The organism is Sphingorhabdus sp. (assembly GCF_046596595.1).
Taxonomy (GTDB): domain Bacteria; phylum Pseudomonadota; class Alphaproteobacteria; order Sphingomonadales; family Sphingomonadaceae; genus Sphingorhabdus_B.
In genome coordinates this window covers 66,917-86,758 of sequence record NZ_JBKJMB010000124.1, presented here as the reverse complement: position 1 = coordinate 86,758, position 19,842 = coordinate 66,917, and the positions used below count along the sequence as shown (strand labels likewise).

At 54.9% G+C, this 19,842-nt stretch carries 15 protein-coding genes; 7 read left to right on the top strand and 8 right to left on the bottom strand.

All coding sequences use genetic code 11. From position 1 onward, the window contains the following. The 3 genes from ACLL9E_RS12850 to ACLL9E_RS12840 form a co-directional block, all read left to right on the top strand. A partial coding sequence (locus ACLL9E_RS12850) for an acetyl-CoA carboxylase biotin carboxyl carrier protein subunit (protein WP_411292127.1) occupies window positions 1–295 on the top strand: 295 nt, incomplete at its 5' end. 124 nt (window positions 296–419) lie between these two features. After that, window positions 420–872 carry a MaoC family dehydratase gene (locus tag ACLL9E_RS12845; protein ID WP_411292126.1) on the top strand — a complete coding sequence of 151 codons (453 nt, stop codon included), beginning with the start codon at window positions 420–422 and terminating at the stop codon, window positions 870–872. A 103-nt stretch (window positions 873–975) separates the two neighbouring features. After that, window positions 976–1,827, top strand: coding sequence for an HpcH/HpaI aldolase/citrate lyase family protein (locus ACLL9E_RS12840; protein WP_411292125.1), 852 nt, complete (start codon window positions 976–978; stop codon window positions 1,825–1,827). Window positions 1,828–1,950: 123 nt separating this feature from the next. Here the strand turns inward: ACLL9E_RS12840 and acnA are convergent, their stop codons facing one another. From acnA to ACLL9E_RS12825, 3 genes are all read right to left on the bottom strand, one after another. Continuing rightward, the gene (acnA, locus tag ACLL9E_RS12835; protein WP_411292124.1) at window positions 1,951–4,626 is read right to left on the bottom strand and encodes an aconitate hydratase AcnA; all 2,676 of its coding nucleotides are present in this window, start codon (window positions 4,624–4,626) and stop codon (window positions 1,951–1,953) included. 631 nt (window positions 4,627–5,257) lie between these two features. Next, the gene (locus ACLL9E_RS12830) at window positions 5,258–6,106 is read right to left on the bottom strand and encodes a DUF4394 domain-containing protein (RefSeq protein ID WP_411292123.1); all 849 of its coding nucleotides are present in this window, start codon (window positions 6,104–6,106) and stop codon (window positions 5,258–5,260) included. A 321-nt stretch (window positions 6,107–6,427) separates the two neighbouring features. Continuing rightward, the gene (locus ACLL9E_RS12825; RefSeq protein ID WP_411292122.1) at window positions 6,428–7,108 is read right to left on the bottom strand and encodes a fibrobacter succinogenes major paralogous domain-containing protein; all 681 of its coding nucleotides are present in this window, start codon (window positions 7,106–7,108) and stop codon (window positions 6,428–6,430) included. Between the two features lie 283 nt (window positions 7,109–7,391). On the opposite strand from ACLL9E_RS12825, the gene ACLL9E_RS12820 reads away from it, so the two are divergent. Both ACLL9E_RS12820 and ACLL9E_RS12815 read left to right on the top strand, forming a co-directional pair. Then, window positions 7,392–7,751 (top strand): hypothetical protein, encoded by a 360-nt coding sequence (locus ACLL9E_RS12820; protein WP_411292121.1) that lies wholly within the window; start codon window positions 7,392–7,394, stop codon window positions 7,749–7,751. A gap of 197 nt (window positions 7,752–7,948) precedes the next feature. After that, the gene (locus ACLL9E_RS12815) at window positions 7,949–8,542 is read left to right on the top strand and encodes a fasciclin domain-containing protein (RefSeq protein ID WP_411292120.1); all 594 of its coding nucleotides are present in this window, start codon (window positions 7,949–7,951) and stop codon (window positions 8,540–8,542) included. A gap of 726 nt (window positions 8,543–9,268) precedes the next feature. Here the strand turns inward: ACLL9E_RS12815 and ACLL9E_RS12810 are convergent. The 5 genes from ACLL9E_RS12810 to ACLL9E_RS12790 all read right to left on the bottom strand — a co-directional run bounded on the left by ACLL9E_RS12810 (window position 9,269) and on the right by ACLL9E_RS12790 (window position 17,622). Continuing rightward, on the bottom strand, window positions 9,269–10,807 hold the full coding sequence (locus ACLL9E_RS12810; RefSeq protein ID WP_411292119.1) for a hypothetical protein: 1,539 nt from the start codon (window positions 10,805–10,807) through the stop codon (window positions 9,269–9,271). 815 nt (window positions 10,808–11,622) lie between these two features. Next, window positions 11,623–13,698, bottom strand: coding sequence for a TonB-dependent receptor (locus ACLL9E_RS12805; RefSeq protein WP_411292118.1), 2,076 nt, complete (start codon window positions 13,696–13,698; stop codon window positions 11,623–11,625). A gap of 303 nt (window positions 13,699–14,001) precedes the next feature. Continuing rightward, window positions 14,002–16,194, bottom strand: coding sequence for a putative bifunctional diguanylate cyclase/phosphodiesterase (locus tag ACLL9E_RS12800; RefSeq protein WP_411292117.1), 2,193 nt, complete (start codon window positions 16,192–16,194; stop codon window positions 14,002–14,004). 129 nt (window positions 16,195–16,323) lie between these two features. Next, window positions 16,324–17,325: a sensor histidine kinase gene (locus ACLL9E_RS12795; protein WP_411292116.1), complete on the bottom strand. Its 1,002-nt coding sequence runs from the start codon at window positions 17,323–17,325 to the stop codon at window positions 16,324–16,326. 111 nt (window positions 17,326–17,436) lie between these two features. Beyond that, window positions 17,437–17,622 carry a hypothetical protein gene (locus ACLL9E_RS12790; RefSeq protein WP_411292115.1) on the bottom strand — a complete coding sequence of 62 codons (186 nt, stop codon included), beginning with the start codon at window positions 17,620–17,622 and terminating at the stop codon, window positions 17,437–17,439. A gap of 214 nt (window positions 17,623–17,836) precedes the next feature. Between ACLL9E_RS12790 and chrA the strand changes: the two genes are divergently transcribed. After that, a complete protein-coding gene (gene chrA / locus ACLL9E_RS12785) occupies window positions 17,837–19,159 on the top strand; it encodes a chromate efflux transporter (protein WP_411292134.1) in 1,323 nt (440 codons plus the stop codon). An 86-nt stretch (window positions 19,160–19,245) separates the two neighbouring features. Further along, window positions 19,246–19,782, top strand: coding sequence for a hypothetical protein (locus ACLL9E_RS12780; protein ID WP_411292114.1), 537 nt, complete (start codon window positions 19,246–19,248; stop codon window positions 19,780–19,782). Window positions 19,783–19,842 lie beyond the last annotated feature (60 nt).

The window sequence follows — 19,842 nt, the reverse complement described above, 5'->3', positions numbered from 1 at the left end:
TTCCGATGGCTTTGCGCGCCGCTATGTTCTGCATGAACCACGCGGCTCCGGCCAAAGCGCCGCGAGCGATGGCGCGATATTGTCGCCTATGCCCGGCCGCATTATCGCGGTCGAGGTTGCGGCAGGGGATATTGTGGCGAAAGGGCAAAAGCTCGTGACACTTGAGGCCATGAAAATGGAGCACAGTTTGACGGCACCATTTGACGGCATGGTCACGGAACTGAACGCCGAGGTTGGCGGACAGGTGCAGGTGGAGGCGCTCTTGGTGCGGATACAACCGGTGGAGCAGGCATGACGTTAGTTAAGCGTCACCCTGAACTTGTTTCAGGGTCCATCGTGCCTCACAAACCATCGGTCGAGGCGGATAGATAGACCCTGAAACGAGTTCAGGGTGACGGTGCTGTAAGAGGGCAACTGTAATGGCAGGCAAATATTTCAACCAATGGCAAATCGGCGACAGCATCATTCACGAAATTCGCCGGACGGTAACCGAGACAGATAATCTGCTTTTTTCGGTCATGACACACAATCCGCAGCCGCTGCATATCGATGCGGAGGCGGCGAAGGCCAGCGAGTTTGGGCAAATCCTCGTAAACGGCACTTTCACTTTTGCGCTTATGGTCGGATTGTCGGTGGGGGAAACCACGCTGGGCACGTTGGTTGCGAACCTTGGCTATGACAAGTTGGTGATGCCAAAACCGGTGTTTATCGGTGACACGCTCCGGGCGGAAACCGAGGTCATAGCGCTGAAGGAGAGCAAGTCGCGTCCTGACGCCGGCGTAGTGACGTTTTTGCATCGTTGCATCAACCAGCGTGATGAGGTCGTCTGCAGTTGCGAGCGCGCTGCGCTGTTGAAGAAGTCGGCGTCTTAATTGTTACTCGCCTGTCGAAGGGCGTTTATCCGGACAGGCGTGCTTCGACAGAGCTCAGCACTACGGTATTTGTGGATCCAATGATTTGGTCTACGGTGCAGATATGAAACTGCGCTCGCTCCTTTTCGTCCCGGGTGACCGGCCTGATCGCTTTGCAAAGGCTGCCTCCAGTGGCGCAGATGCGATCATCATTGACCTCGAAGATTCGGTCGGCTTGGAGCGCAAGGTTTTTGCGCGAGAGGCGACGGCGGAGTATCTGTCCGGCGACCGCCCCGTGCCCGTGTTCGTGCGCGTCAACCCGCAGGATAGCCATCTGACCTATGACGACTTGGCGTCCGTATTGCCCTATATGCCCGATGGCATTGTGTTACCTAAGGCAGAGGGTGCGCGCTCTGTGAACTGGCTTCGGGCGCAGGCTGCGGCTGTTGCGGACAGTCAGGACGGAGAGGCACCGCCGATCCTCCCCATTGCGACTGAAACGCCTGGAGCGGTGTTTGATCTCGGCACCTTGCGTGATGTGGCGCATTATCTGGCCGGCGTCAGCTGGGGCGCGGAGGATTTGCCTGCGGCAGTTGGCGCGGCGACATCGCGTGAACCCGACGGCCGTTACACCGCGCCATATGAAATGGTGCGGTCTCTGACATTATTCGCGGCGCATGCTGCTGGGGTCGCGGCGATTGATACGGTGTTTCCGGACATAGGAGATGAGGCTGGTCTCACCGCTTACGTTGCTCGCGCTGCGCGAGACGGTTTTACCGGGATGCTTGCCATTCACCCATCGCAGGTGTCGGCAATCAACGCTGGATTTACGCCTTCATCCACGCAACTCGCGCATGCTCAGTCAGTGGTGGACGCATTCTCTGCAAACCCCGGTGCTGGCGTGCTTCAACTTGATGGCAAGATGATCGACGCGCCGCATTTGAAGGCGGCACTGTCGGTTTTAGCGCGGGTTTAGTCCGCCAAATAATGCGTCGCTCCAGCGTAGTCTGGAGTCTATCTCGCGTTGCAGTCTAAATTGACAGACGTGATGGGCCCCAGCCTGCGCTGGGGCGACGGGGCAACTGAATCGGAGTTATGATTAAGCCGCAAGCTTCCTGAGCACATAATGCAGGATGCCGCCGTTCATGAAATATTCGACTTCGTTGGCGGTGTCGATCCGGCACAATGTATCGAAATTGAACGTGGTTCCATCCTTGCGGGTGACCATGACCGTTACCGTCTGACGCGGTTGAAGCTTGCCAACGCTGGTGATCGTGAAGCTGTCATCTGCCGTCAGGCCCAAAGTCGTCCGGCTTTCGCCGTCCATGAACTGCAAGGGCAAGACGCCCATACCGACCAGGTTCGAACGGTGGATGCGTTCGAAGCTTTCGACGATCACGGCGCGAACGCCAAGTAAATTGGTGCCTTTTGCCGCCCAATCGCGCGAAGAGCCGGTGCCATATTCCTTGCCGGCGATCACCACCAAAGGCGTGCCATCGGCCTTGTGCTTCATGGCCGCGTCGTAGATCGGCATCACTTCGCTTTTGTAGCTCGACATGCCGCCTTCGATTCCGGGGACCATTTCGTTCTTGATCCGGATGTTGGCAAAGGTGCCGCGCATCATGACCTCGTGGTGGCCGCGGCGCGCGCCGTAGCTGTTGAAGTCTGCCTTGCTAACCTGATGTTCTAAAAGAAATTTCCCCGCTGGCGAGTCCGCCTTGATGCTTCCGGCGGGTGAAATATGGTCGGTGGTGATCGAGTCGCCCAATATCGCCAGCGGCCGTGCCTCGATGATGTCCATCACCGGCGCCGGCGTCATGCTCATCCCTTCAAAATAGGGCGGATTTGCGACATAAGTCGACCCGGCGCGCCATTGATAGGTGTCCGATCCCTCGACCTGAATCTTCTGCCAGTGCGCATCGCCTTCATAAACCTTGGCATAACGCGCCGTGAACATCGAACGGTCGATGTTTGCAGTCATGACATCATGCACCTCTTGGTTCGTCGGCCAAATGTCCTTCAGGAACACATCCGAGCCGTCGGTCGCCTGACCAATGGGCGTCGTGGTGAAGTCTTCGGTCACCGTCCCCTTCAAAGCATAGGCCACCACCAAGGGCGGCGAGGCGAGGAAGTTGGCGCGTACATCGGGCGACACGCGCCCTTCAAAGTTGCGGTTGCCGGAAATCACCGAGGCCGCAACAATGTCATGACCGTTGATCGCCGCCGAAATCGGCTCAGCCAACGGCCCAGAGTTGCCGATGCAGGTCGTGCAGCCATAGCCGACAAGGTTGAAGCCGATGGCGTCGAGATCCGCGGTCAGACCGGCACGATCGAGATAATCGGTGACGACCTGTGAGCCCGGCGCAAGTGAAGTTTTCACCCATGGCTTGGGACGCAAGCCAAAGGCGTTGGCCTTGCGCGCCACCAATCCCGCCGCGACCAATACGCTCGGGTTCGAGGTGTTGGTGCAGCTGGTGATCGCGGCAATCACCACGTCGCCATCGCCGATATCATGCGTCTTGCCCTCAACCGCGACGCGCTTGGCGCTGTCATGCTTGTAGACGTTGACAAGGTCGTCGTTGAACACATTGTCGACCTGCGTAAGGACAACCTTGTCCTGCGGGCGCTTGGGGCCAGCAAGCGATGGCACCACGCTTGCCATGTCGAGCTCAAGCATGTCCGTGAAAATCGGGTCAGCCATATCGGCATAAGCCCACAGGCCCTGTTCCTTTGCATAGGCTTCGACCAAGGCAATCTGGTCTTCATCGCGGCCAGTCAGGCGCAGATATTCCAGAGTCTTTTCATCGATGCCGAAGAAACCACAGGTCGCACCATATTCGGGCGCCATATTGGCCAAAGTCGCGCGGTCGGCAAGCGACAAGGACGCAAGGCCGGGGCCATAATACTCGACAAAGCGGCCAACCACGCCCTTGGCGCGCAGCATCTGCGTTGCGGTCAACACAAGGTCAGTCGCGGTCACGCCCTCGGCCAATGCGCCGGTGAGCTTGAACCCGACAACTTCGGGGATGAGCATCGATACCGGCTGGCCGAGCATTGCCGCCTCGGCTTCAATCCCGCCAACGCCCCAGCCAAGCACGCCAAGACCGTTGATCATCGTCGTGTGGCTGTCGGTGCCAACGCAGGTGTCGGGATAGGCCATGGTCACGCCGTCGACACCAACGCTGGTCCATACGGCCTGCGCGATATGCTCCAGATTGACCTGATGGCAAATGCCGGTGCCGGGAGGAACCGCCTTGAAATTGTTCAGCGACTTTGAACCCCATTTCAAAAAGTCGTAACGCTCTGCATTGCGCTGATATTCGATTTCGACATTCTGCTCGGCGGCCTTGGGGTGGCCGAATTCATCGACCATGACGCTGTGATCAATGACCAGATGGACAGGGACGAGCGGGTTGATCTTCGACGGATCGGCCTTTAACGCGGTCATGGCGTCGCGCATGGCGGCAAGGTCAACAACGCAAGGCACGCCGGTAAAATCCTGCAACAAAACGCGGGCAGGGCGGTATTGGATTTCGCGCGTCGACTTGGCTTCTTTCTGCCAATCGATCAGCGCCTGAATATCCTGCACCGAAACAGTAAAGCCGCCATCTTCAAAACGGAGCAGGTTTTCGAGCAATACCTTCATCGAAAACGGCAACCGCGACACATCGCCCAATTTATCGGAAACCTTCTGTATCGAAAAATAATCCACCGTCTTGCCGCCAGCGGTCAAAGTGGAACGGGTTTGCAGGCTGTCTAATCCGATTGCGGTCATGTTTATGGTGTCCCTTGTAAATTGGCTTTCGGCCGGATGGGGATGACAACACGTGCCGACACAATAAGTGCCCGAATTCGCGCGTCAAACCAGCATAAAAGCGGGAGAGTCGTTTGCTGGCCGGGCCTTAGCGCGGATGGAATAGGGGTGCAAGGTGGCGAGGGGTTAAAAACGCCACCAGCGCGCATGCCACGGCGTGGGCGGAATTAAGACCCTGAAACAAGTTCAGGGTGACGGAGTAAAGAAGTAGGTCACGGAGCAGACACGAGTTCAGGGTGACGATCCAAAGGGCAATTCAGCGTGTTGTGCCCAACATCCTGCTTCAACCCCCAACCCGTCAAGCTGACCTCGTTTCAGCATACCCCCACCGTCATGCTGAACTTGTTTCAGGATCTTACTTTTGAAACGCTCAGCTTACTCAATACACGTCCAGCGGCGGAAAACCCAAATCTTCAGCCAGGTCGCGCCATGCCGGGTTGGTCGTCATCGTTATGTCTACAATTGGGCCGCTTCCAGCGACAACCGACAATTGCCAAACTTTTAAAAATAAACCCCGCTTCATCAAAGCGGGGTCTATTTTCGGTGTGTTGCGAAATTGAGCTTTTAGGCTGCGCTGACAACAGGGGTAATATTAGGCGAAGCGGACGCGTGGCCCTGACTCTTTCTTGCGGCGCATCGAAAAACCGATGCTTGCCATGCCAAGCAACATCATCAGCCATGTCGCTGGCTCGGGCACTGCGCCTTGTAAGGCTGTAATGCCGAAAACCGATCTTGCGGTGTTGCCAACAAGCGTTGCCTGCCCGGTGGACAGGTTAACCGTGTAGAAGTTGTTGGTGTCCGCCAGATAGCCCACACCGTCGAACCCAATATCAAAGCTTGAACGTGGTCCAACAGCCACACCCAACGAACCGACCGTATTGAGCGTTCCTGCGTTGTTGCCTTGTGTTACTAACACATCCTGACTGGTCGAAATTGCAAACTGTGTCGCTGTGCCATGACGATAGCCGTTAGCGGTGACAACGGGCGTCTGCCCGCTATTTGGATCACCTGCGGCAAAAAATACTGGCGTAGCAACCGTGGTGAGCGTTCCAGTATTGGGATTCACAACGTAATTGCTTCCGTCGTTGCTTACAATTCGGAGCGCATCAATTGCCGTGTTAAAGTCGAAGCCAAAATTCGTGCCGGTTAGCGCAAGCGCTCCGCCAACTGCCGAGGCCAAACCTGTTAGCTGGTTAATCGTGTACAGACGGAAATCATCACCCAGCCCGTACAGCGTCATATTGCTGTCGCGTACATCGAGTGCGAGAAGAGTAGCCGTCGTGCCGGTGATCTTAATGCTACGCGTAAACGTGCTCGGGGTCGCACTGTCAAAATTGACCAGATTATTGTTTTCGTCGACAGCGACGATTTCTGCAGCATGTGCGGGAACGGATAAAGCAAGGGCGGCCGTTGCGGCTGCGATTAAATAGAATTTCATCATTTTCCACCTCCAAAGTTCAATTGAATTCAGAGGCATGAATTTACCTCACGTACATCTACGTGACATCTTTCAAAACAGTTTCATCTCGTTCACAATTTATTAACTTTTTTGCGAACTTGGCACGGGGCGACTACCCAGCATGGGTCAGCCTATTCCAAACATGGGGCGATGAACGTCTGCTTTCAGCTATTTTGGAACGATTATTTTATGACCGATTTTGGGTCGGAAGCAGACATTCTCCTTGCGACACAAACAATTGCTGTTGTGAATGAGGTTGTGGGCTGCCCAAAGCCTCGCTGCGTGCTGAAAGCTAACCGCTTTTCAATTAGCTATGCAACGGAGAGACTGGCCCATGCCAGGGTTATAGCCAATCCTGAATATAGGTCGATCTACATCGAAGACCATATGTGACAGAACAGTTCCGTCAGGCGACAGATCACGGGTCCAAAAATAGCCGATGCGACCAGCCAGATAGAAGATCCCATCCTGCGTTCGCCAACCGGCTGGCAAGGCTCCAAATCCACTCGTATTGGCCCCGCCAGTCGTTCCAGACCAGCCTTGGGTTGCTTTCAATGCTGCTGTCGCTTGACTGCCGCCGCCTAAGAAAACCTCTAACGCCTGCCAGTCGCGATTGTTCGGGACACGCCATCCTTCAGGACAAATGCCGCGGGCATCGTTGATAGCCGCAAAGTTATAGAGCAGACCCCAATTTTTTGGCGGGGTCACCTGATTAGCGTAGGTCGTGTAGGCTGCAGTGTCACTTCTGCCTGCTTCAGCCCACGAAGAGGCGTCGGCGACCCGTGGAATGGGATCGCCATTGCGAAAGCTGGTCCCGGCATAATTTTCTTTCATCCACGTCTGCGTGCCTATTGTGACGCTTTGGATCAGCCGTGTAGAATTAGATTGTTCAGACAATTTTTCGCTAGGTGCTTCGATGGCTGCCCCAGAAGACAGTAAAAATGGAGCCGCTGCAATTCGAGCTATCCCGGTAAAATTATACACTGCATTTTCCCCTCGTAAGTATCCGTTGTCCAGATACGTTTTGGGAATTTGTAAGGATGCAATGTCCGCAATGTTGTCGTGTGCTGACCGGCGGCTTTTGGTGGCTGTCCCTTAGAAGCCGCCCGTCTACTTATGGGTTCCTAAGATCGCGCGCCATTGTCTCAATGAGGATGCGAAACGCAATGTCCGCAATTGAGTCTCCGACAATGTTGCCCGCGACCGGACGCTTGAATTTTGTGCGCAACGGCGTAGAAATATATCGGAGGGGAGAGAGGATGGAGTAATGCCACCAGAAAACTCAAGGCTCCGTTATGCTATACTGAACGTGTTGGCAGGTGCACCGGATGGCGCAAAACCGTCGCATATTACAAGTCGGCTCGACCAAAGCTTGGCGCCCTATGCGCGTGAGGAGTTGGAAAAAATGGTAGCTGATGGCTACCTCAACGAAGCTTCATTCGACTATTGTTTGCCAGAATTTTTCATAGCGATGGTTCAAAGAAAAATTGCGATGCTTCAGGCTTCGTCGAACGCGTTTTTGCAAACAGAAAATGGCGATGAAGATTTCGATCGTGATTGGGAATATTTGGAAGGCAGGCTTGAAGACACCGTCATCCGCGCCAAAAACGATTGTCCCAAAAATTAACTATTCGTGCTGGTTCAACGCGACTTCATTGCATAATCGCAGGACAAGTTCAGGAAGCTGCAATATTCGGTCAACCGGCTGATACTGGCATGGCCAGAGATTTGATCGAATTTTGTTCACCGCTGCATCCGTAACCCGACTTCAGACGTTGCTTGTTGAGCAACATGCAAGTTGTGAGAGATTAAGGAACTGCAATCATGAACAAGAATAATTTTCGCGTAAGCGCTGCCATGCTGGTCATGGCTCTGTCGCTCAGCGCCTGCACGACCATGACTGACGATATGACAGCCACATCCGCCAGTGCCGGCGGGACGGTGATGGTCGGCGGCGCTGCGATGTATCCGAACCGCAATATCGTCGAAAACGCGGTAAACTCACGCGATCACACCACTCTCGTTGCCGCGGTTAAGGCAGCCGGCCTCGTCGATACTTTGTCCGGTGACGGGCCATTTACCGTCTTTGCTCCAACCAATGCCGCATTCGCAAAGCTTCCAGCCGGAACGGTCGATACGCTGTTGCAGCCGGCAAACCAGTCGATGTTACAATCCGTTCTAACCTACCATGTCGTTCCGGGTCGTCTCACCGCTGCGGACCTAATGGCGCAGATCAAGGCTGGTAACGGTCAAGCCCGGCTTACTACCGTCCAAGGTGGAACGCTTACCGCAAGCATGATGGGCAACAAGATCATGTTAACCGATGCCAAGGGTGGGATGTCTCATGTGACACAGGCAAATGTAATGCAGTCGAACGGCGTGATCCACGTCACAGATGGCGTTTCAATCCCGGATTGATATGGCCGCCGTAACCTCCGGGACGCCGCGTACATTATTTGCCGCGGCGTCCCAACCCCTCGAGTGGTTTGGGCCAGATACCAATATTTTGGATCGGACGTTACGCTAACTGCCAGGGCCCGCTAACTAATCCGCCGCTTTGTCAGCTATTCGGGCGTCACCAAACCTGCTTTTGGTTTGGCCACCATTCTCAAAAGTCGACGACTGCTTTTGTGGATCAAGCGAAATAGAGCCAATGCTTCAAAAATGGGTGGTTAAGTGCCAGGCAGATTTGGAGACGATTGTGCCGTTTACCGACAGGCCGATTGTGATTGTCCATTTAGAGCTCCCTGACCGCTGATCGGGGTCCCAAGATGACTCGCCAAGGTCCAATGACAGGTCGGTAGCCGACGGGAATCTTTCGTCTGCGTCGTAACAAAGGCCGCCGCTATCGCTCAGGCATGGCTAGGACAGTTATGCGCACAAAATGAGCCTTTCCTGCGTCATATCATCATTACCAACATTTGCCCGTTGGCCTGGCCGCACATATTTAACCCGCTGACAGCAACCGGACGGTTTTCCTTGAAAAACAATGAAATTTTTCCTTACACTAGACATTTGACACTGTACACATTGCGGCAGTGAGTCTGGCAGAACCGCTGAACCGAATGCGAATCTGTTCCTCAAAGGCGTCATCTCAACGGTATGCCAAATAACGTTACATCAAGCCCATTACGTATCCACGACTTAACGAATGCTCACTCGCTGTACCCCTTTGAGGTTATTTAGAGAGCGCGATTTGACGGAGCCTTTTGGAAAGTAGATTGTGACCTGATCGAGCCGCGTAGGTGCGACAATGCTCAATATGCCTCCGGTATAATCGAAATCAGCCATGTCGCGAGCGCTCCACCAATCGCCGAATGCACCAAGCGACCCAATCCACATTTTTCCCTTCATCCGATCAATTAGCTTTTCTTCAAACTGCAATTTATGACCTGTTATGTCAGGATGGATTAGAACTACGGCGACCCCACCATTACGGGCAATCTTGTCTATGACTTTTACGGATGAGTCGAACCGATCGCCCAGCCGGGGTAATTTCTCGTCCTCGATTGTAACCGGGAACTCCCACGCTTTCAGTAGGCCTTGTCCCGAACGCGCGTAACTCAGCTGAAAGGGGTAATGACTTAGCGTACTGTTGGCAGTCAACGCAGAGGAGTAGCGATACCCGGTCGCTGCAAGCGCTTCGGGCAGGCTTTCTGGATACGACAGATGACCTGGCCGGAAAGAGCGTACACTGTCAGTATGCAACACTTGCTCGAGCAAAAACTTTGACACGCGCAGTTCACCCAAAACGGTGCCACCACTGGTGACTGTTTTGGTTTTGACGAAGGGTCGGTATCGCGGATAGTATTCATCACCTGAACCCATCGGAAAAGAACTGAATGGGCGTGCATGTGCGACACTGTGGCTGCCAATCTCCATGCCTGGCATAACATTTTTAAACGCTGGAAGATTAGCATCGTTAAAAAATATGTCGTCGTTCCAGTCGCGCACATATTTGGTTTGGATCATGAAGCTCGCTGAAACACCCCGCTTTCTGATAGCGTCCGCGTAAACTACAGAATTTCGAACAGAACGCGTAAAATCTACATCGTGCGTCAGGACAAGGCTACCCTGATAGCCAGCCGGGCTTGTCCCGATCAGATAAGGTTCGTCTTCAGTTTGAATGTAGAGATCGCGTATCCAGCGTATCGCCACGTCCATGCTCGGGTTATACGTGTTGACAAAATCGGGTGAGAACAGTTCGGACCGTCCATTCATTGCTCGTTGCGCCATAGAGCCGATATCCACGCCAATGATGCAAGCTAAACCTCCCACACGCCTGCAAACAGCGGCAGCGCTGCCATCTTCGAATGTGCCCAATACTTGCGTTGTTGTCGGAATAATACCCAAACTGCCAATCTTGACTTCAGCCCGCAGGCTGCTGAAACGTGTTAGTCTGTCTTCGGGATTAGTGCCGTTCCCCGTCCATCGAATGATCGTGCGTTCGCGGCTTGCTACCTGACTTCTGATCCCGAACAATTCTTCAAGACCTCCGCCCGCCAAGTCAGAGGTGAGTAGCGTCCCCCCGCTTCGGATGTGTTTTGCAAGGCCTTGAATAGCTTCGCGCGACAGAAGACGCCCCGAAATACTCGGATAAACAAATATCATCTGGTGCCGAAGTGCTTTGGCAGGGTCTCGAGTTAGGCTAAATGGAATGCCCTGAGATTTAAATGCGCGCACGAGCCCAAGCCAGTCCGATTCCGGGTCGGTCACTAATATCGCCAGACGGTTTGGGCCTCCGCGTTCATAATCTTGAAGGCGTGCGGGAACCGGCGCTTGGATGGGCGTAGCTTGATTGGGACCAGACACATTAGCGAAGTCATATATCTTGGGCGCCGACGCATGCTGATAAGTAAGCCACAGAACGGCAACGCCAACGGTCAATGCAAGAACGATAAGGAGTTTCTTCACCAGCCTGCTCAAGCGTTGCATTGGGGTGGTGCAAAGGAAGTTCGATCAATTAACCCACAATCGCTTGCTGCTCTGGTCTTGTGTTCCGGGCAACTCTTAACGAACAACATTTTTCCTTACTTAATTTAAAAGAATATAACGTTTTGAGACGCAACTCCCTATTTTTTTAACAGGGGCGCACAATATCCTAGTAAACAATATCTCCTTGGTCGCAATGACAGCAAAGTATGCACAAATGGTTTCTTTTGAAATACGTCGGGAGCAGCAGCATTTATTCGTGCGGTAGTTCTACGCTTTGTGAACCACAGTTTTTATCAAAAAGGGCCAAATATCGCAGGAACAGCTGAGCGAGTAGCGTAAAATTTGCGCACCGGTGTCTCACGATAACCGCTGCTGCCAGCTTAAATGCAAATACCGTCACCGAAACTATCGCACGCCCGCTGGTTGCGAAGTTTTGTGTCAACCTTAGATCACTGGCCCAGCCAACGAGAGCTTCGCGCGCACATTCCGAACCTTAAGCCCGGTAGTCGGCTCCCCAAAAAAAGTCATCAATGGCAATGGATAAGCATGAAGATTAGGCATGTTCAAAAAGTGACTTTTGCCGAAACGCGCAACTGTCGCGGTTCTATTGGGCGCACGTGCCGGTCTTCGATTCCCCCTGCCGGTTCACCGGGAAGACGCGATGCGTAGAAATATTCGATCTCATTGTCTCTTGCGTTAAAAACATTCAGCAAGTCTGCTGCCAATTCAATGCGGCCAATCCGGTATTCCAGTCGAGCATTCACGACCGTCAGAGGGTCGGCGCGAACACTGTTATCTTCTATCAGACTGTAGCTGCTAAAATGGCGCAGCCGCATTGCCAGCGATGCTTGCTTATACTTGGCGACAAAGCCACCAGCGATAACCTCTTCGATTGCGCCCGGTATCCGGTTTGCAGCATCGGGTAGATCGCTAAGGCGTCCTCGCGATTTGGTATATTCAGCATCAATTGTGAGCCACGGCGCAGGTTGATAAAATGCACCCAGCTCATAACCTTGACGCTTGGACGGTCCCTGCGCTTCGGTAGTTCCGCCATCACCAATGAATAAAAGCTCGGAGTCGAGATCAAGCCACCAATAGGTCCCGGTCAGCGTCAATCCGGGTATTGGGCGTGCGCGGACACCGCCTTCATATCCCGTTCCCGCGACGAGAGCATCGACCCTGTCAGCCGCACCGCCGGTGTTGGGGTCGATGTTGATGCTGGTCCCTCGCGCATCGTTCGAATGAAAGCCTCGCCCATAATTGGCGTAAAATTCTATTTGCTCGAACGGAGTGTAGGCGATGGACGCCTTGGGACTAAAAATCGCGTCGCTGTCCTTACCCGAATTCGCGGCAAGATCGGCTTCGACGTCAAAGCGGTAAGCATCCGCCCGCGCTCCAAGCATGATCCGTAATTCGGGCATCGGTCGGACGGTGACTTCCGCGAACACTGCCGCAGAGCCCTCGTTGACCATATCTTCGCGCACCGGTGACAATATGTCTCTTGCTGCAGTGCGATATAGGCCTATCCGGTCGATAAAATCATATCGGCCTTCGGCGCCTACCAGAACCTCAATCGGCACGCCAACATGTGCATTAAATCGCTTGTCGATGCGGCCGCCGACAACTGTTCGCCTGTCGCGCTGCTCGAACTCATCGCCATTGACCGGGTTGTCGAGAAAATAGGTGAAGTTGGATGTCAGCCGAAAATCGTAATAATGCGCGTAAGCCAAAAGATTGAGCGGCTCTGGTGAATTGTCGGTCCAGTTTAGCACAGCGCCAATCCGCGTCGTTTCGCCGCCGAGATCGTCATCGAAAAATCCAAAGCGACCAATCTGTCCGCTTTCAATCGCTCTAAGTGGAATCTGTTCGGATGACCGGAAGTCAACGCGGTAACCTGTAGCACTGGCACGCAGAGTTCCGCCACCAAGCGGCCCCGTCCATTTCGCAAAACCACTGAACAGCCTGACCTTTTGCGACAGATCATAAGGCCCATCATCGTAGCGCGCTTCCACTCCGAGTAGAACATCGCCCGCGCCGAGCTTGGTTGATCCAGCCGCAACGAACCGGTAGTAATCGCTCGTCCCGATCTCAGCTTTTGCGAATTGTGCATCTAACGTGTCCACAGTCTTAAATCGCGCAGAGCCCGCCGTTGCAAAATCTCCGTTCTCGGCACGATACGGTCCCTTGGCAAAGCTTACGCTGTCGATGAGTTCGGGGATAACGAAGCTTAAATCCAAATAGCCTTGTCCATGTCCATGGGTGCGCATGTTAACCGGCACGCCGTCGTGGAATGCGGCAAAATCCGTACCGTGGTCGAGGTTGAAGCCGCGCAGGAAATATTGGTTCGCTTTGCCGCCCCCGGAATGTTGCGTGGCGATGAAACCGGGTATTACTTCAAGCAACTCAGCTATGCGTTGAATCGGACGGTCCTCGAGATCAACTTTACCAACGATGCCTTCAGACGCAGCAGTTGCGCTACCAATAAGATCGGTGGCGCGCCCGGTAACGACAATCGATACTTTATCTGAAGCTTCCCCAGCCTCTGGTGATATTTGATCGGCAGGAGGTTCGGTAGAGGCAAAGGATACGGAGGTGAAAAGCGTTGTGGCGAACAGACCGGAGACCAACTTGAAGAACATACCGGAGGTCCTTTGAACTTTGATCAACCGTTGCTGATCACGATCACAACTCCTTATATACGTGAACGGTGCGACATAAGATGCACCTACGCATAAGGACGCACACAATATCGTGACAATCATTTACAGTTGAGACCATCGGTATCGTTTTTTGAAAGTCCGATTATGGGTAGCAAGCGGAAGGTCTGCTGTGGGAGAAACCTGTCCGATTTGCAGACAGGCCTTCCCTGAAGGATGGCCGCACCAGTCGATGGCCGAGCTGGTAGCCGCAGGATTGGTTGACCATAAAGAGTTGTTTGCGGATTAGTCCGAAAAATCCATCGCCGCATGGCCGGACACGGCCGCAACCTCGATAAACAGGGGTTTGCTTTTGGGCGTATCGCCCTGCATCCCGGCGCTGGCGAGCACATAAGGTGACACGCGGTGACGGGTACACAGGCCGCCAGCACCGTCGCTGACCAACGGGGTTTCAAATTCGACCGCGATCATTGCGTCCTGAACCCGCGTCACGGTGCAGACAACCAACTGTCCTCCCGTCAGGTCAAGCACGAGACCAGTACCCGTTGGCACGCCAAGCAAGCCGTCGATAAGCGCGCCGGTCTTGGACAGGTTGCGCATTAATGCGTCATAACGATGGTCGTCGTGGATAATACCAATGCGGCGGAAAACCGAGCGGCGTTCTGGACGATGACGCAGCGGGCCGTCGGGTTCAATCCGCAAGTCTCCGCTGGCGAGGCGTTCGAGCACATTCTCCTGCGGCATTGCCTTGGCGTAGATCCACCCCTGAATAAATCGCGCGTTCATGCCGCGTACGATCTCAAGCTGGTCGAATGCCTCCACGCCCTCAACGGTGGTTTCCATGCCCAACGCGTCGGAAAGGCCGATGATAGCGGCAATTATCTTTGCGCTATTCTGGTCCTTTTGCGTGCAACCGTCGACAAAAGTGCGGTCGACTTTGATCTTGTCGAACGGCGCGGACTGCAGATAGCTTAATGATGAATAGCCCGTGCCGAAGTCATCCAGCGCCAGGCGAACGCCAAGTTGCTTCAGCGCGCGGAAGATGTCGTCGATGGTCTCGCCGTCGCCCATGAACACGCTTTCGGTAAGTTCAAGCTCAAGGCGGTCGGCTGCAAGGCCCGATGTCTCAAGCGCATGCGTGACGGTATCGATAAGGTCCGAATGCGCAAACTGGGCTGCCGAGACGTTCACCGCGACACGGAGCGATTTGGGCCACGCCATCGCGTCGGTGCACGCCTTGTTCAGCGCCCAGGCACCGATCTGGTTGATGAGATCGGATTCTTCGGCAATGGGGATGAATACGGCAGGGCTGATTGGCCCGCGTTCGGGGTGGTCCCAGCGCATGAGCGCTTCGAGTGCCACGACCATATTGTCTTCGACGCGCACGACGGGTTGGTAATGGAGATCAAGCGCTTCGTTGGCGAGTGCGTCGCGCAGGCCCTCTTCCAAAAGCGCGCGTTCTGCGGCTTCGTCCTTTAAATCGGCGGAGTAAAAGCGAAATTGTCCGCGCCCGCCGTTTTTCGCGGCATAAAGCGCAAGGTCGGCGTTGTGGATGACGTCAAGCTTGTCCACGCCGTCATAAGGCGCAATCGCGATACCGACCGAGGCGCCGATGGTCGCGCGCTTGTCGTCGATCGTATAAGGTTGCGAGATGATCTGGATGATCTTGTTCGACAACTCGCCTAATTTGCCGCGGTCGTCGATATCGGGGAGGATGATCTGGAATTCATCACCGCCCAGTCGGCCGATCTCGCCACGGCTGCCGACCACGCGCTCAAGCCGGCGTGCGACTTGCCGCAGCAGTTCGTCGCCGGCCGGATGGCCAAGCGTGTCGTTGACATGTTTGAACCGGTCGAGATCAAGCATGATGAGCGTGCAGCATCGCTTTGCGGCCTTGTAGGCGGCAAGCGTGCTTTCAAGCTTTTTGTCCATGCGATGCCGGTTTGCAAGGCCAGTGAGCGAGTCAAATTCGGCAAGGCGCGAATCCACGACCTTGCGTTCATGTTCGACGGTGATGTCCTTCGCGCTGCCGCGATAGCCCTGAAATCTGCCCGCTGCGTCAAATTTCGGATGGCCTGAGATCGACCACCAGCTTTGCCGGTGTTCGCTCTTCGGGGTGTTCAAGGCGAAGCGTACCGTATGGTCCAGTATCTTGTTGCGCGCAGTAAGTTGAAAATTCAGTGGCCGTTCGGAACGATCGCCAGGGTTTTCGACATCTGTTTCGAATATCGCTGTCAAAGGTTGCGCAAGAAGCGTGTCCATGGGTTGCTTCAGCTTCTCGGCCGCTTTTTCGGAGATATAGATGAGCCGCGCCTCGGCATCGGTTGCCCAGAGCCAGCCAATGCCTGCCTGTTCGAAATCATCCAATATCTCGAGGCGGCGGCTGGTATCATTCGGCGTAATAACCGATGCAGCTCCGCTGCGGTCATCGGCAGTGGTGCTTCCCGAAAAGCCCTTGAACAGACGATTGACTGCCATATTTGCTAATCCGCGCCCGTTGGCGACTTAGAATCTGTCATTCCCATAGGTAATTACTGATAAAGAAACGGGGTTACAATATCACTAACGCAGGCCCGATAATTTTACGCAAACCGCGTGAATGCGGAGTTAATCGGGCAGGCGGAGCGCACGTGCAGTGACCGTGGCGACCAGTCCGGATTGCTGCCATTCATAAGTGATTGCGCCATTAAGTTCGGTATCGACAATCTGCCCCGCCATTTTGCTGCCAAAGCCGCTAAGCGTCGGCGTTTCGTCAACCTGTGGCCCACCGGTTTCAGCCCAGACGAGTTCCAGATGGTCATCAATCATCGATCCGGTGATTTCCAAGGCACCGGCCTCGCTCGATAATGCCCCATGCTTGGCAGAGTTGGTGGCAAGTTCGTGCAATATCATGGCAAAGGCATTGGCGCTGCGTTGGCCAATGCCCATGCGGGGAACCGCGACCCGCACCCGTCCGCTAAAGGCCCCCAAATCATCGTAAGGCGCAAGCAAAACGGTGATGACGTCACCCAAAAGCGCAGCCTTGCCCTGCGAACGTGGGAGCGGCCGAACAAGGTCATGCGCGCGCCCCAATGCGGTCAAGCGGCGCGTGAGGTCACGAGTCATATCCTCGATCGATTTGGACGACCGCGATGTCAGCGTTGTCAGGCTTGTCGCGATGGCGAGCAGGTTTTTGACGCGGTGGCTCATCTCGCCGGCGAGGAGTTCATTGCCTTCCTCGGCCTGTTTGCGACCCGTTACATCGAGGAAAACGCCGAACATGACCTCATCGACGATGCCCTCGTCGGCGCCTTGGCCCCGGGCGGAGACCCAGCGGACGCAGCCGTCCAGAATGATGCGGAAATCAATTTCATAAGGACCGGCAACCGAACGTGTCGCTACAAAGGCGGCGCGCACGCGGTCGCGGTCAGCCGGGTGAATATGCGCCGAGAGTTGTTCAAACTCGACGCTCTCCGCCCATGGCAAGCCCCATAATTCAAACCCTCTTGGGTCCATGCGGAAGCTGTTATCTTCGACATTCCACGACCACATCGCAACGCAGGCCGCCTCGACCGCGAGGCGAAGATGCTTGTTGCTCCATACTATCGGGGTATCAGCTTGATCAGACATATGCGTCTTTCAGCACAAAGGGCAGTAACTGCGGGCGGCGTAGCGGAAGACAAGTTGAAAAGCCAAAGCTATGTTCGGCCCGCGGGGTTTTAAGGTCGACCCGCAAATAGTTTAGCCGTGGCGCAACTTGTCAGTCACTTCTTCCAAACTGCCGCGTACGCGCAGCAACTGGTCTTTGCCGAAGACGATCAGGCATTCATCGTCGACATTATCCGCGGTGCGGACGAACTGAACGATTTCCGGATTGACCGATATTTTCTGGCCGCGGCTGTCGGTCATGGTGACGAAGGGGATCATGGGCATTCCTTTTGTGGAGATAACAGCAGCGCTTGGCAGTAATTAAACAATGTTGCAAAGCTTCGGCGTTCGATGTCACCTTCAGCCAGTACAAACCGGCTTGAGCCGGTCCAGAATTTTGCTAAACCGCAATTACCGGGACACAGCAACCTCCCGGTCAGGCGGTTCGCCCAAGCGTTGCCTTATGTGTCCGCGTTTTGCGGATGTCGAAGGCATGGAGCAGAATGTGGCAGCGCAATTAAATCATCCCGACTTTCGTGAATTGGTAAAGGTATTTACCCGAATTGGCTGCCTGAGCTTTGGGGGACCAGCCGGGCAGATTGCGCTGATGCACCGCGAGCTGGTCGAGGAACGGGGCTGGGTCGATGAGGAGCAATATCTCCATGCGCTGAATTTCTGCCATCTGTTGCCCGGACCCGAAGCGCAGCAGCTTGCGACATGGGTTGGCTGGCGCCTGCATGGCATCAAAGGTGGCTTGGCGGCAGGATTGTTATTTGTCATTCCCGGCGCGCTCGTCATTTTGGCGCTCTCGATGCTCTATGCTTATGCGGCGGACCTTGAATGGTTTGCCGCGATGTTTGTTGGCATCAAGGCAGTGGTGCTGTCGATCGTCATGCAGGCGCTGATCCGGATTGGTGGCCGGGCGCTGAACACGCGGTTCAAGCAGGCCATTGCGGCGGCGGCGTTCATCGCGCTGTTCTTCCTGAACCTGCCGTTTCCGTTTGTCGTGCTTGGCGCTGGCATTGTGGGGATGATTGTAGCCACGCGCCGCCCCGACTGGTTGGCGCTTAAGTCTGCGGAAAGCCGAAACGTGGCAGTGACCAAGCCATGGCGCATGACCGCGCAGGCCGTCGTCGGCTGGTTGCTGATCTGGGCCGCGCCATTGCTGCTCATATTGCTGACATTGGGCCGCGCGCATGTCCTTTGGGACATTGGCACTTTCTTTTCCCAGCTTGCTCTGGTCACCTTTGGCGGGGCGTATGCAGTGCTTGCGTATATGGCGCAGGAAGCGGTGAACGGCTTTGGCTGGTTATCGGCAGGCGAAATGGCCGACGGTCTGGGGCTGGCGGAAACCACGCCCGGCCCGCTGATACTGGTTACGCAATTTGTGGGCTATCTTGCGGCGTTTCGCGCGCCGGAGCCATTTACGCCCTTGGTGGCCGGGATCTTAGGGGCTGGACTTACGATTTGGGTGACCTTTGCGCCCTGTTTTCTGTGGATTTTTGCCTTCGCGCCGTGGATCGAGCGGATGGAAAGTGCAAAGTGGCTTAAGGGCGGTCTTGCGACGTTAACGGCAGCGGTCGTCGGGGTGATTGCCAATTTGACCGCGTGGTTTGCCTTGCATGTGTTGTTCACCAGCGTCGGCGAACGGCAATTTGGTCCATTGCGGATTTATTGGCCCGAGCTCGCAACCTTCAATTGGCAGGCAACGGTGCTCGCGATTTTGGCGGCTTTCCTCATTTTCCGGTTGAAGTGGAACGTCATTGCGGTGTTGATGACGGCGGCGCTTTGCGGTGTCGGTTTGAGTCTGCTGTAGATGGACTTTTTACCGGCTGTTAACCATCGCTGCGCCATAATATACGGGATAAGAATGCTGTTGGACCAAATAAGGCAAGTTTGATCATGAAACTGAACTTTGTGACGCCCGCCCTTTTAATGGCATGTGCGGTGGCGACCTGCGGCAGCGCGTTCATCGCTGAACAGGCCCAAGCGCAGACGCAAGAGGCCGCGGCCTCGCCGGTTACGTTGCGCAGCGATGTGAAGATTGAGCGGATTGAACGTGACGCCGCCGGCAAGGACAAAGTCATTCTGTATACCCCAAAGGATGTGGCGGTAGTTCCGGGCGATAATGTGCTGTTTAGCCTGTTTGTGAAAAATGGCGGCGCTGCACCTGCTGTGGGATTTAAGGCGACGAACCCTATGCCTGCTGCCGTGCGGTTTGCGTCCGTCGCCGAAGATTGGGCCGAGGTGTCGGTCGACGGTGGCAAATCATGGGGTAAGCTTGCCGAGTTGAAAGTGATGGCGAAGGATGCCGCTGGCACCGCTGAGGTTCTTCGCCCAGCAACGCCAGACGACGTAACGCATGTCCGGTGGGTCTTTTCCACGGTCATTGCGCCGGGAACCGAGCGCACCGTGAGTTACCGAGGCGTTGTAAAATAGCGGTTTTTTGGCACCCGGCGTTAACCTGAACACCCGATATTGTCCCGCGACGATACAAAT